The organism is Luteibacter sp. P4_E6 (assembly GCF_056401535.1).
In genome coordinates this window covers 1-13,087 of the sequence record NZ_JBFUJE010000071.1, presented here as the reverse complement: position 1 = coordinate 13,087, position 13,087 = coordinate 1, and the positions used below count along the sequence as shown (strand labels likewise).

Here is a 13,087-nt window from a genome sequence, read left to right as displayed (position 1 = left end):
GCGTAGGGCCGCGGCCATGCTTGCCGACGAGGGTGTGCCCCTTTTCATCCATCAGCCCAACTACTCGATGTTCAACCGTTGGATCGAGAACGGGTTGCTCGATGTGCTGAACGACGTGGGCGCGGGCTGCATTGCGTTCTCGCCGCTCGCCCAGGGTCTGCTCACCGACAAATACCTCAACGGCGTACCGTCGGATGCGCGGGTCGCTCGAGACGGGTCGTTCCGGAAAGACATGCTCAGCTCGGAAAACCTCGATCGAATCAGGGCACTCAATGACATTGCCTTACGCCGTGGCCAGACGCTCGCGCAGATGGCAATTGCATGGGCGCTTCGCGATCCCCGCGTCACATCGGCATTGATTGGTGCGCGCACCGTCGAGCAGCTCGACAATTCGCTGGGTGCACTGGACAACCTGGGCTTCTCAGCGGACGAGCTCGCGGACATCGACATCCATGCAGTCGATGGTGGGACTGATCTGTGGCGAGGATCGTCTTCCCTGTAAACCGACTGCTGAATCGGCCGCCGATCCACCGGCAGCCGATTCAGTTCAAGTGCGGAGTTACTTCAGGTACGCCTCGATCGTCTTGACTACCTGCCTGCCCTGCAACACGGCACCTTCCGGGTTGAAGTGAACGTCATCGAGATAGAGATTGGGATAACGCAGCATTAGTGCGTACTGGTCGTCAACGACGATCGACTCGCGATTCACGATCTGTAGTGCCTCGGCATTCCTCACCTGGATACGCGCATTCGTGGGGCCGGGCGAACTTTCCTTTTTGACCGGCGTCGTGGAGGCCCAGATGAAGTGCGCGCCGGAAGCGATCTTTCGAAGCGTCGCAACGTATTTAGGGAACGATGCCGCGTATTCCTTTTCGGTGTACGCCCAGCCGTGCATCCCGTTGTTGAAATGAACGACGCTGAATGTCACGCCCTCCAACGCAGCGAAATCCTTCAACTGTGCATCCAGCCGCGGATCTCCCAGGCTGGTCGAAGCTGCGAACAAGTAGACATTGGCTTTGCCACTCAGCTCTTGCTGCACCTCCGGGAAGTAGTTGCGGGTAATGGAATCGCCGACCAGGAGAACGTTCGGCAGCTGATGGTCGACATGTTCTGGCCTGACTTCCCAGGTCCATTCGGTGACTTCGGGTCGAGAAGCCACCTGCGCCTGGCAGCACGCCGAAAGGAACAAAAGTGCATACAGACCAATCGCCACCCACGCCTTGCCATGATTACGGATCATTTCTTCCTCGGCCTTATGTGTCCGACCACAAGCGGAGCAGGCTATGGTAATGCGCAGTCAACCGTACCAACGATTCTGATTCGGTCTCAAGTGCCGTCGCATGCAGAAACGATCATAGCGCATCACCCTTTCGAGGTATGACCGCGTATTGCCACTGACGCCCTTAAGCATTTGCGACACAAATCACGTAACGCTGCCCGCTACGTCAAATTGTTGACGCACCTCCGTCGACTCCGCATACAATCGACGACGTGCGTAGTAATCCGCGCTGTCCCCACGAGYGCAATCAAGCTGTACTCATGAATCTGAAACCGAGTGACCTTCCGCTACTCGTCTCGCTCGATATGCTGTTGGAAGAACGCAACGTCACACGCGCTGCCTCCAGGCTACATGTCAGTCAACCCGCGTTATCGGCGCAGTTAGCCCGTCTTCGCCGGCTGTTCAAGGATCCCCTGCTTATTCCGTCCGAAACCGGTCGCGGCATGGTGCCGACGCCCAAGGCGGAAGAGATGGCTGTCTCACTGCGGGACGCGCTCGCGCAGCTGGGCACTCTGGCTGATCCGGCCGATTCGTTCGATCCCAGGCGCGATACCGCCATGTTCCGGGTGGGTGGCTCGTTCAGCGCCATCAGCACCTTCGCCCGTCCGCTTATCCGCTCGTTCCAGGACAAGGACAATCGCCAGCTGCGACTGGCTTTCCGCAGCGGCAGTGAGGACGCGGACGTTCTCGCCCAGTTCGAGAACGGTGAGCTCGACATCCTCCTTGTACCGAATGAGCAGGTGCCTCCCTCCTTGAAGATGAGAGAGCTGTTGGCGGACGAATTCGTGATGCTCCAGCGCATCGGCCACCCGCGCGGCAATTACGAGCTCACGATCGACGAGTATTGCTCGCTCGGACACCTCATCGTGTCCTCATCCGGTCGCATGGACGGATTGATGGATATCCGACTGAAGGAATTGGGCCGGACGCGAGACGTGCTGGTTTCCGCGCCCTATGGGGACACCATCGGCTCGCTCCTGAACACGACCGACCTGGTCTGCACGCTGCCGCAGAGCATGATCCAGGCGGTGGGCCCTGGCGTGGAGCCTTTTGCCCTGCCCTTCAACCAGCCAGACATGTCGCTTGCCATGGCCTGGCACAGTCGCCTGGACAAACAGCCCGCGCATCGATGGCTGCGCGAGGAGCTGGTCCGGATCAGCCGCGGGCTGCAGCGGACACGACACACGGCCGCCCACGCCGCCCCCTTCCCCTTACTGGACCTTGCACGCGATGGATACCACTGACCGATTTCTCGATCCGCTCGAAGAGAACGCGCCATGCGGCCCGAACCTCGAATACGACGCGGCGTTTCTCGCGTTGGAGAGTCTCGCGGCGCCCGGTACGGAACGCGCCATCGGCGATACGGTAAAGCAGGCGGAGGAACCCGACTGGCGCGAGGTCTCCCGCCATGCCGAGCAGGTGGCCGAACGTACACGTGATCTGCGCGTGGCCATCCATTGGGGCAACGCGCGGCTGAAGACCGAGGGGTTCGCTGCCTGGAGTGCCACCGTCGGGCTCGTCGCGGACCTGCTTACGCGTTACTGGGACGATGTGCATCCCCGCGTCGATGACGGGGATCCTGTCGAACGGATCAACGCATTGGCAGCGCTTGCGGCGGTCGACGGGACCGTCGGCTACCTTCGCAGCGTGCCCCTTCTGCGCGCCGAGCGCATTGGCGCGTTCTCCCTGCGCGACCTGCGCCTGCTCAACGGTACGATCAAGTCCGGTGATGGCACGTCCGATGCGACGCCTATCTCACAGGAGATCGTCGATGCCGTGGTCCAACATGTTGACGTCGAACGGCTACTGGCCACCGCGGCGGCGATCACCACCGCGTTGGTGCACGTCCGTTCCATCGGCCATCTGTTCGAGGAACGGACGCCCGGTATGGGACCGGACCTCGACACGCTCGAGCGCGATTTGCGCGACGTGGATGCCTTCCTGCGCACCCAGGTAGCGATTCGCGCGCCGCAGGCCCTCGTCGCCGATGACCCAGATAACGGGCACGACGAATCGGGCGAGTCCGGCGTCCAGGTACCCACCGAAGCACGCAGGGGCGTTCGCGATACCGACGACGTGCGGCGCATGCTCGACGAGATCTGCGCATGGTATGCGCGAAACGAACCATCGAGCCCGGTCCCGCCGCTGCTACGTCGTGCCAGCCGCCTCGTCGGCCTGAGCTTCACCGAACTGCTGCGGACGCTCGCGCCGGGCGGTCTGTCCGAGTTCCAGCAACTGTCCGGCGAAGACAACCCGGGCTAGCGCAGCACTATCCAGGCAAGCAACCCGACGAACACAGCGGTACCGCCGAGCCACCATGGCAGGCCGTTTCGGCCTCGTGGTGGGGTGCGTGTGACGGCACGCCGCATCGGCAGCGCGCGGCCCGATGTCGTGCCATGGGACGGCGCATGGCCACCGGCGGGGCGCCGCAACGTGTGCGAGGCCGAACCCTCCAGGAGCACCGCTTGTAACAAGGCGCGACGACGCTGTCGATATTCGGACGTGCCCATGCGCGCCGCACTGTGGGCGTTGTTCAGGTCGCCCAACTCGCGGTTCACCCTCGTTTCCCACGCCATCATTGGATGTCCCTCACCAGGCGGAAGCCAACATCGCGCTCGGCCGACCCGTCGCTCGTGCGGGTGCTCGTGACGGAGCAGGCGTCGGGTCCACTGCGGTAGCTTCCGCCTCGCACGGCGAGGGTCGTACCCGTCGTCGTCCATTCCCAGATGCCGCCGACCATGTCCACCAGCCCCCAGGGATTGGTCACGCCCTTGCTGCTCCACTCGTCACCGCGGACGAGACGCCCGAAACCGGTCGATGCAGTGCCGCAGGTCGCATCCTTGCTGTCCCAGTCGCTTCCTGCGCGAGCTGCCAACAACCATTCCTCGTCCGTCGGCAGGCGATAGCTGTAACCACTGACCTGGGACAACCAGGCAGCATAACGACGGGCGAAGGTGACCGGAATCGAACGTGCCGGCTGGGTCGGCACCTGACCGCGCGTGATGGCGCATGTGCGCGTTGCGCGGCAGTACTGGTCCAGGTCGGCGATGGTGATCTCCGTACGCGTCATCGCGAACGGCTTGCGACCATGTGGGATGACCACCAGCGCGGGTCCGTGCGCGCCAGCCGAGAAGGTGTCGAAACATTCCCGCGCGCTGCCTGCAAAGCCGCGACGCGCGCAAGGATCCATGCGGGTCGGAACGCCAGGTGTCGACCGCAGGCGGTTGACCACGTTGGCGAGGGAGCCTTCCGGAAGTSCCTTCGACGCTCTCATGGCGGCTTCGAGATCCTTGAGGCCATCCGGGTCGGCAGCCTTCATCGCGTCAACCTGCTTGCGTAGCGCATCCTGTTCGGCCGCGGACACGCTCGGTCCCTTGGCTGCCGTCATCACGGCAAGCGCCAACTGGTAGCGCGTATTGGCGGCGGCCAGGTCCGGCCGGTCACCCGTCGCGGCGATGCCCGCGGCGACCTTGTCCGCAGCCTCCTTCCAGTGTCCGGCGCTGCACGCCGACCGCGCCGCATCCAGGACGGCACGTGCGAGCAGGTTCGCCGGTTCGTCCATCGACGTTGGCGTGGCTCCATCCATGCCGCGCAGTTGCTTGTAGCTATCCAGCGCCTTGTCGAAGTCGCCGGCAGCGGACGCCTGGCGCAGCGATTCCAGTCGCGCCGTGCGCTCCGCTTCGAGCACTTCGGCCGGGGTGTGGCCCGCCGGCGTCGCCGCCGTGTTCGCCGCATCTGCCAGCTTCAGCTTCAGCTCTGGATTCGCCAGCAAGCGGCTCGAGGGGTCGATCGTACGAATCGTCGCCAGGAGAGCGGGCACGTCGTCCGCACCATCTCCGGTGAGGCGGTTGGCGAGGATCGCCTGACTCAAGCGCGTATCGAGGCCGTTGAGCGCTTCGTCGCGTTCGTGCGCGACTTCTTCGTGGCGTCGATCGAGCTTCGGCGCAAAGGTCTTCAGCTCTGCGCGCAGCGCAAACACCTTTTGCGCGCCGGCGTAGTCGTAGTGCTCGTGCGCCGGATCCCAGCGTGAGGCCACCAGGCGGACCAGGAAGCTGTCGATGGCATCGGCGCCATCGACCACGACGTGCCGCCTTTCGTCGCTATCGAGTGCGGCGAGGGCCTTGCGGACATCATCCTCGCTTTGGAAACCATCCACCTGTGCGGGCGTGAAACGCCGCAGCGTATCCGCCATGTGGCGGCGCTCGGCCTGCAACGCCCCGAACCATGTCGCGGCGGCAACGAGCAGTATCAGGCCTGCGGAAGCCACAAGCCATGGTGTGGCGCGCTCGCGTAGGCGCCGCTTGCGCAATCCGGCCATCACGACGCTTATGTCGCTGCTGCGCTTCTCGGCGGTGAAGGCAATCGCGTCGACGAGTGCCTTGTACTGTCGCTTGTCGAGCCCCGGCACGGCGGGAGGGCGGCGACCCGCAGCCAGCGCTTCCTCGGCATTCTGCTTGTCGAACGGGTGACGTCCCGTAAGCAACTCGAACACTACGCAGGCGAACGCATAGATATCGTCCGAGGGTGTTGGCGCCTTGCCCTGGAGCATCTCGAGGCTGGCGTAAGCCGGGGTCATGGCACCGAGCGTGCCGGCATCGAACACCGTACGATCGTCCCTGTGCTCCGCGCCGATCTTACCCGCCCGCGCGATACCGAAGTCGAAGACCTTCGCCATGCCCGACGGTGTGACCATGACATTGCCCGGCTTGAAATCCGAGTGGACGATGCCTGCCGCATGCGCACGCACCAGTGCCTCGCCCATGTCCGCGATCAACGGCCACGCCTCGGCGAACGCCATGCCATCGCGCGCCTTCGTGCGGATAAGCGTGCGCAGGTCCTGCCCTTCGACGTACTCCATCGTCATGAAGACGTTGGTGCCGTCCTTGTCAAAGTCGTAAACACGAACAATGTGGTCGTTACCCAGGTGTTGCGCGCGCCGTGATTCCCGCTGCAGGGCGATCAGCGCATCCGGATGCTTGCGGAACTCATCGTTGAGCACCTTCACGGCCACGTACGGATCGCGGTCGCGCGCTTCGACCTTGCGCTCGTCACGGGCGAGATACACCACGCCCATGCCGCCACGGCCGAGCTCTCGCTCCATGAAGAACCGCTCCTTGAGCAGGCTACCCACGCCGATGCGTTCGCCCTGTGCAAGCTCGGCCATATGTCGCCAGCTGTCGCCGGTGCCTTGCGATGCCGAACCGGTCGCCGTGCCCTCCCCACCGTGTGCCAGCAACGGCTTGAACACGGTGGCGTCGCTATCCGCGTCTGCTGACACAGGCAGCACGCGGGTTTCTTCGTCGTCGGATGGTTTCATGCGTGCGCTTCCTCAAATGGGTCCAGCCTCACGGCGACCGCCGACACGTTGTCGCGCCCGGCGCGTTCCAACGCCGTACCCACCAGCGCGTCGATCAGCGCCTGGGGGTCCGTGTGGCGTCGGCAATGGAGTTCGATCTCGGCGTCACTGAGTTCCTTGTTGATGCCGTCGGAACAGAGCACGAAGCACGTTCCCGGCCGGCGCGCGCGGACCACCCAGTCGACGTAAAGTCGATCCTCGGCGCCCACCGCGCGCGTGAGCACGCCGGCCGGCACACCGGCGTTACTGCCGCCGAACCGCGTCTCGTCACTGCGTTCGCCGTGAACGTGATCCTGGGTCACCTGCTGCAGCCGGCCTTCTTCGAAGACGTAGGCGCGACTGTCGCCGACCCAGCCCACCGCCACGAGATCCCGGGTGTGTACCAGCACCACCACCGTCGAGGCGACGGCGTCGACCCGGCGATCGCGCGCGATGGCGCGAAGACGGTGGTTGATTCGTAAAAGCTCGTCCTCGATCGCATCCATCGTGTCCGTGATGTCGGTGGACAGGTGTAGTGCACCGAGCTGCTCGACGATCAGCGCGCTGGCGACGTCGCCAGCGGCGTGTCCGCCGAGGCCATCGGCGACGGCCCAGAGACCGGGCATGTCGGYGACGAGGATCGCGTCTTCGTTGTGGCGACGCACGTGGCCGGTCTCGGTACGACCGGCGGAAAGATAGGGCGGAGTCACGCGGGTTCCTCGTCGGTTTCGATGCCGAGCAGGCGAAGGTAGTCGGCGGCGGCGGGCAGCCCGGGCAAGACGACGCCGTCCGCAAGTTGGTCACCCTGCCACCACAGGCTGCGGCTGCGGATGTGGACAGTTGAGGGCAGGCTCTGCAGGGGCGACCTTGCCGGGTCGGGCAACATCGCCACCAGGGCGTCGAACATGGTCACGTCCATGCCGTCGCGCGTGCGCGCGGCCGCGGCGGCGAGTGTCGCGAACCACGCGTTCGCGGGTATCTGCGGCCAACCGTCGGCGGCGCGAGGCGGCGATACCGCCAGGACGAGCGGATAGACCCGACCCACCCGGTCATGCGACGGCACGACCACGCCTACCCAGGGAAGCTGGCCGCAGACGCGCGTGGCGACGGCGAAGCGCCAAGTGGGCGAGGCCAGGAACACGTCCCGCCATGCATCGCCTGTAGCGACGGACGCCTCAGCGAGAGCGGACTGCATCGCCGCGTCCCAGCGATCGACGAAGACGGCCGGCAAGCGGCGCTGCACGAAGTCACCGACGTTCGGCAGCTTGCCGTGGAACCCCACCAGTGTGCGGTTCATGCCGGACACCGGAAACGACGCACGCTGGTATCGCCAAACGGGTTGTGCAAACTGGATGCCTCGATGTCCACGGTCGCGCGAGCCCCGCCGAAACCGAAGTTCGCCCCGAAACGGGTCTCGGTGCGCCGTTGCAGGGACGCCGCATCCAGCGCATGGAACCAGCCCCACTCGCCCGGATAATCCAGCGTGGGTAACGGATTGCCGGCGCTGTCCCACGCGCTTATACGCGCGGTCCCCGGCGTTGGGCCCGGCCAGCGCATCGTTACCGGCGCGCTGGTCTCGCCCGCCTTGTACTCAAAGCGCTGTCCATCGATCTCGATGAGCAAACGACCGATGCCGGGCGGAGGCGTGGTGATCGACAGCGTGAAGCCCACTTGCGGCGCAGGACCGTCGTGGAAATAGGCCTGGCGAATGGCGTCGGCGAGCTGAGCCTGCGCGAGCACCGCTCCGCCCGAACGTGCGCCGTCTGCATCGCGGAAGATCCACGTGCTACCGCTGGTGTCCACCGATTTCGACAGGACCTGTTTGAAGAAGCCGTCGAAGCGACCACCGTTACCGAACAGGTCGGCGAAGTTCTGCAAGGGGATGTCCGAGCGGCTCTCCGGCGTAAACGGATAGCGCCCCTGGACTAAGCGCGAACAGTCGCCACCGGCCGCCTGGCGGAAACCGTCAGCAAGCGCACCGTCTGCGCCTTTGCTGACCAACGACTGGCTCGTCCCGACCAGGCTACCTAGCCACGTCGAAAGCGGTGGTGGCAACTGCCCCGCCTCCTGTCGCGCGATGGCCAGGGCGGGATCCGACTGCCCGAGGCTGTCCGCGCCGGGCCGCAACGTCAGCAGCGTCTTGCTCATCTGGTCCAGCACGCCGAGTACGCGATCGAGCGGCGTCGCGCCCGGCTGGCCGTCGGTCAACTGGTTGAGCGTGGCGAAGTGTTCGACGATCGGCGCGTCCGGGCGCTCCGTGGCAGACGCTGCCGTTGGCGTACTGCCTTCCGCCAGCAGGCGGGCGATCTCACTGCGCCCCTTCACCCGGTCAGCCACGCGCCGCTCCGCGGCGGCGGCGACGCGGTCGGTACTGTCCGACGGCGTCTGTCGCAGCAGATCCGTGGTGTTGTCGCGGACAAGCGCGAGCAAGGCCTTCAACGGTGAACCTGCGCCGGCGAGCCGGGCGGCAACACTACTGGCTTCCTGGACGTTCCCCACCGGCTGCAACTGCAGGTCACCGATGAGCTCATCCCAGGCGCGGATGTAATCCGCCACATAGATTGTCTTCACCTGCGTGGCGAGCGAGGCGCGGCGCACCGGATCATTCACTTTCACGCCAAAGACCCAGTCGTCTTTGGCGAAGGCATCCACGGCCGCGGCGATGCCGCCAGGCGCGCCGATGCCCGAGACCTCGCCGTCCTGCACCATGGCCGCAAACACGGGCCGTGTGTACAACGCCGGCAAGGGCTTCGACAACGGTGCGCCGCTACGCCGACGAAACACCGTGCCAAGCAGCCCCAGCGTGCGGTCAAGCCGCACGGGTGCATCCTGGCGTGACTCACTGTCGAGCCTCAGCCCACCGTAGACCAGCGTCGCGAGATCAGCGGCGCGCAATGATGCCCGCGCGGCGTCGACAAGTGCCGCGTCCAGGGGGAACGTCCGCAACGTATCGCGGCCAGCGAGCACGACACGGAAATGGCCTTCGAGCGCATCGGCCAGACCGTCGTCTTCGGGGAACACCTCGCGCCAGCGCTCTCGTGCCAGCACGGCCAGGCCGTCGCCATCACGATGGTTGGGTTGGCCAAGCATCAGGTATCCCTTCAGCGCGTAGTAGAGACGCTGGGGATCGCTTGCCGCGTCACGGACGCCATCGCGGAACTGCAGCGCAAGGCCCGGCACCACGCTCGCGTTGACTTCGCGGATATGCGCTTCGCGCGCCTGGCCGAACATCGCGGATCCTTCGAACAGGCCGAATCGCATCGACAGCGGGTAGTCGCCGCTAACCTGCCCCGCCAACTGCTCGGCACGGCCAAGCACGTCCAGTCGCTGCAGGGCCAGCGCATCGTACTGGCGTAGCGACGAGGGAGTCGGTGTGCGCGCATCGTCGGGATAGTCACGCAGGACCTTCTCGACGCTCGCGACAAAGTCGGCATTGCGTGCCGCGCTGGTAAACATGCCGATCAGCAGGCACGCCGTGACCAACGCGATGGCGGCGATCGCAGCCGCGCCGGTAAGGCGGCGGCGACGCAATGCCGCCGGATCGGCGCCGGCGAATCCCGCCTCGGGCAGGATCACTTCCCTGAGCAGGCGCTCGACGAAGAATGTCCGGCGTGGTGTGCGAGACACCGAGGCCATCGCCGTTTGCACACCGAACGAACGGCCCACGACCGATAAGACCCGATCGATTGGCGTGCCTTCCTGGGTACCGGAGGTGAGGTACATCCCACGCAGGATGGGCGCGCGACCATAGGCATGACTGCCGAAGACCGCCGTACACAGCGGAAGTGCCAGCTCGCGAAGATGTCGAAGCTGCTGCGGAAACGAGAGGATTCGCGCGCGTCGACGCACGTCACGTTCCGCGTGCATGCGTTCCACCATCGCCCCGTCGATCCGATCGAGCAAGGCATCGAACTCATCGCCGACCAGAGCGGGTGCACCACCATCGATGCTGCGATCCTCCGGAAAGGTAACGCCCCATACCTGCGCGCGCCCTGCCGCGTCGAGCGCATCGAAGTGGTCGAGGAAGCCGGCGACAAGATCGAGTTTGGTAAAGACCAGGTACACCGGCAACGCCACACCGAGGCGCGAGCCGATCTCGTCCACCCGCTCGCGCAGCGCGTCACCGTGGCGCTGGCGCTCCGCCGGGTTCATCGTGAGCAACTCGGCCACGCTGACGGTGAGGACGACGCCGTTGAGCGGACGTCCCCGTCGATAGCGACGCAGCATTTGAAGGAACGCTTCCCATGCCGGCGCGTCGACACCGGGATCGGAGTCCTGCGTGGTGTAGCGCCCTGCGGTATCGAGGAAGACGGCCTTGTCAGTGAACYACCAGTCGCACTGGCGTGTGCCACCGACGCCGGCCACGGAGCGTTTGCCCGTAGCGCCGAGCAAGGGAAACTCGAGTCCGGAGTGTTCGAGCAAGGTGCTCTTACCCGAGCCCGGCGCACCGATCAAAAGGTACCAGGGCAACGCTTCGAGGCTGGCCCCGCCATCGCGTCGCTTGCGCAGCAAGGTGAGCGCCTCGATGAAACGCGTGCGCAGACCATCGCGCTCGGCCTGGGTACGCGCCTCGACATCCTGGCGCCTGAGATCATCCTGCGCGGTCAGGTCATCACCCATGCGCCGGGTACGTCGCGTCGCCATCCACTGGCGCAGCAGGACCACACCGATCCATATCGTGGCAACAACGAGGATCGCAACGACGCGGGCGACGACGCTGGCCAACGGCTGTTCGTCACCGATGCCCAGGTATGGGCCGCCGAAGCCAATCAGCAGCGCACACAGAAGAATGCCGATTGCCGCGCGTACCCACACGTGACGGAACACATCGTCCAGGTTTTTCATCCGGCCTCCGGCACGAACAGGATCTCGACGCGACGGTTGCGCGCGCGGTTGGCGGGCAGGTCGGCCGGCGTGGCGATGGGCTGCGACGAGCCCGCCCCGCTGGATTCCACGCGGCGCGGGTCGTCGAGATCGTGGGAAAGAATGGCGCTGACGTTACGCGCACGCGCGCCGGAGAGTTCGAAATTGTCCTTGAAGCGCAGCGAGCGGATCGGCTGGTCGTCGGTATGACCCACCACGATGATCCGACCGCGCACCTGATCCAGTGCATGCGCGACGCGTCCAAGCAGTGCTACCTGAGCCGCAGCGACATCGGCGCCGCCAGAGGGGAACATCTCCGTGGCCGCGAGTCGAATCGTGGCTTGCCCATCCGGCTTTTCGTCCACCGATAGCGTCCCTGCCCGCGCATCGTCAGCAAGCAACTGACGCAGGCTGGCCGACGCCGGCTTGGTCGCGATCGCCTCAGGCAACGGCACACCGCGCAGGCCGATGGTCGCCAGGCGCGCACTCACGGGTTCGACCGTGCCGTTGAGACGCGTATGCAGGACGATCCAGACACCGATGAGCAGGCAGCACGCGGCCAGCGCCGCCATCCACAACGGAACGCCGCGACGGGGCTTCAGCGGACGATCGACACCCTGCCAGCGGGGTGACAACGCCGCAGGCATCGCCGTGCGGTACGCCATGATCCGCCGGTACACGTCCTCGCGACGGTCGGCGAGTCGTGCCACGCCGCCGGGCTCGACGAGGTACTTGCCGCCGAAGCCGAGCGCGAGGCAGAGATACATCATCTCCACCAGATCGATATGACGGACCAAGTCCTGGGCCAGACGATCGAGAATGACGAAGAACTTCTCACCGCCATAGGTTTCACCGTGGAAGGTGACCAGCAGGGTCTGGCGGCTCCAGCCGGTCTGTTCGCCCCACGGCGAATCCAGTACCGCCTCGTCGATCATCGTGCACAGCACGTAGCGCGCCGCGACGGCGGTCTGCGCGTCGATGCCGGCGCGTGCGCCCGTATCCTCGAAGCGGCGCAGGTAGGCGGTGGCACGGTCGCGCAACAGCGCGGGATCGGGTGCCTCGGCGCTGTCGCGCAGCTGCGCCGCGAGCAACAGCAGCGGATTGGCGGCGCGCACGAGGGGATTGCCGCCGGCCGAGGGGAGCTCCTGGACGGCGCGTGCGAGATCGCGCTCCGGTTGGCGTTCCCGCTCGCGTATCGGCACGGGTGCCGGCGATCGAACACCGCTCGGGCGTACGATCGTGGCATCGGCGCCAGGCGATGCGTCGACATCATCATGCTTCATGGCATCAGCTCCTTACTGCCCACAGTTCCAGCGCAAGCCCGTCGAAGCCGTCGCCGAAGTGCAGTGCTACGCCACCGGACGTACGCAGCGTCTTCCACATCGGCGAAGCCTTATCGAGTTCGAAGTACTGGTAGCCCGCGTGGTACGGGATCTGCCGCGGTGCGACGGCGAGTGACGCCACGGCGATACCCGGCAGCTGCAGGTTCACCAGATCGCGTATCTTCTCGACCGGCCCGATCTTGGACTGCGACGGCAGGCGGCGACGCATGTCGGCGGCGGCAATGTCGGCCTTGGCAGCCAGCACGAACGACGCGCCATCAAGCAGGC

Annotated in this window: 12 protein-coding genes; 3 read left to right on the top strand and 9 right to left on the bottom strand. The window is 65.5% G+C overall.

The genetic code is table 11. The features are described 5' to 3' along the window. The coding region (locus AC1DT2_RS07040) for an aldo/keto reductase (RefSeq protein WP_477295433.1) at positions 1–502 on the top strand (502 nt) is incomplete at its 5' end. Between the two features lie 57 nt (positions 503–559). Here AC1DT2_RS07040 and AC1DT2_RS07035 read toward each other — a convergent pair. Then, positions 560–1,240, bottom strand: a complete 681-nt coding sequence (locus tag AC1DT2_RS07035; protein ID WP_477295431.1) for an SGNH/GDSL hydrolase family protein — start codon at positions 1,238–1,240, stop codon at positions 560–562. A 13-nt stretch (positions 1,241–1,253) separates the two neighbouring features. Next, a complete protein-coding gene (locus AC1DT2_RS07030) occupies positions 1,254–1,346 on the bottom strand; it encodes a hypothetical protein (protein ID WP_477295435.1) in 93 nt (30 codons plus the stop codon). Positions 1,347–1,539: 193 nt separating this feature from the next. Between AC1DT2_RS07030 and AC1DT2_RS07025 the strand changes: the two genes are divergently transcribed. Both AC1DT2_RS07025 and tssA read left to right on the top strand, forming a co-directional pair. Then, positions 1,540–2,523, top strand: a complete 984-nt coding sequence (locus AC1DT2_RS07025; RefSeq protein ID WP_477295429.1) for a LysR family transcriptional regulator — start codon at positions 1,540–1,542, stop codon at positions 2,521–2,523. After that, complete coding sequence (gene tssA, locus AC1DT2_RS07020; RefSeq protein ID WP_477295427.1) at positions 2,510–3,541, top strand: type VI secretion system protein TssA; 1,032 nt, start codon at positions 2,510–2,512, stop codon at positions 3,539–3,541. Before AC1DT2_RS07025 ends, tssA begins: the two co-directional genes overlap by 14 nt. Here tssA and AC1DT2_RS07015 read toward each other — a convergent pair. The 7 genes from AC1DT2_RS07015 to tssK all read right to left on the bottom strand — a co-directional run. Then, on the bottom strand, positions 3,538–3,837 hold the full coding sequence (locus AC1DT2_RS07015; protein ID WP_477295425.1) for a hypothetical protein: 300 nt from the start codon (positions 3,835–3,837) through the stop codon (positions 3,538–3,540). The two genes, tssA and AC1DT2_RS07015, sit on opposite strands and share 4 nt — an antisense overlap. A 17-nt stretch (positions 3,838–3,854) precedes the next feature. Next, entirely contained in the window at positions 3,855–6,596 is a 2,742-nt protein-coding gene (locus AC1DT2_RS07010; protein ID WP_477295423.1) for a bifunctional serine/threonine-protein kinase/formylglycine-generating enzyme family protein, read from the bottom strand. Continuing rightward, a complete protein-coding gene (locus AC1DT2_RS07005; protein ID WP_477295421.1) occupies positions 6,593–7,324 on the bottom strand; it encodes a PP2C family protein-serine/threonine phosphatase in 732 nt (243 codons plus the stop codon). Before AC1DT2_RS07005 ends, AC1DT2_RS07010 begins: the two co-directional genes overlap by 4 nt. Continuing rightward, positions 7,321–7,911 (bottom strand): type VI secretion system-associated protein TagF, encoded by a 591-nt coding sequence (gene tagF / locus AC1DT2_RS07000; protein WP_477295419.1) that lies wholly within the window; start codon positions 7,909–7,911, stop codon positions 7,321–7,323. Before tagF ends, AC1DT2_RS07005 begins: the two co-directional genes overlap by 4 nt. Beyond that, positions 7,908–11,459 carry a type VI secretion system membrane subunit TssM gene (tssM, locus tag AC1DT2_RS06995; protein ID WP_477295417.1) on the bottom strand — a complete coding sequence of 1,184 codons (3,552 nt, stop codon included), beginning with the start codon at positions 11,457–11,459 and terminating at the stop codon, positions 7,908–7,910. The genes tagF and tssM overlap by 4 nt, the downstream gene beginning before the upstream one ends. Next, a complete protein-coding gene (gene icmH / locus AC1DT2_RS06990) occupies positions 11,456–12,760 on the bottom strand; it encodes a type IVB secretion system protein IcmH/DotU (protein ID WP_477295415.1) in 1,305 nt (434 codons plus the stop codon). The genes tssM and icmH overlap by 4 nt, the downstream gene beginning before the upstream one ends. Positions 12,761–12,764: 4 nt before the next feature. Next, positions 12,765–13,087: type VI secretion system baseplate subunit TssK (tssK, locus tag AC1DT2_RS06985; RefSeq protein ID WP_477295413.1), on the bottom strand; the 323-nt coding region annotated here is incomplete at its 5' end.

Excerpts from the sequence above, each read along its gene's own strand:
- AC1DT2_RS07025 (WP_477295429.1), top strand. The coding sequence starts at position 1,540 with ATGAATCTGAAACCGAGTGACCTTCCGCTACTCGTCTCGCTCGATATG.
- AC1DT2_RS07035 (WP_477295431.1), bottom strand. The coding sequence starts at position 1,240 with ATGATCCGTAATCATGGCAAGGCGTGGGTGGCGATTGGTCTGTATGCA.
- tssA (WP_477295427.1), top strand. The coding sequence starts at position 2,510 with ATGGATACCACTGACCGATTTCTCGATCCGCTCGAAGAGAACGCGCCA.
- icmH (WP_477295415.1), bottom strand. The coding sequence starts at position 12,760 with ATGAAGCATGATGATGTCGACGCATCGCCTGGCGCCGATGCCACGATC.
- tagF (WP_477295419.1), bottom strand. The coding sequence starts at position 7,911 with ATGAACCGCACACTGGTGGGGTTCCACGGCAAGCTGCCGAACGTCGGT.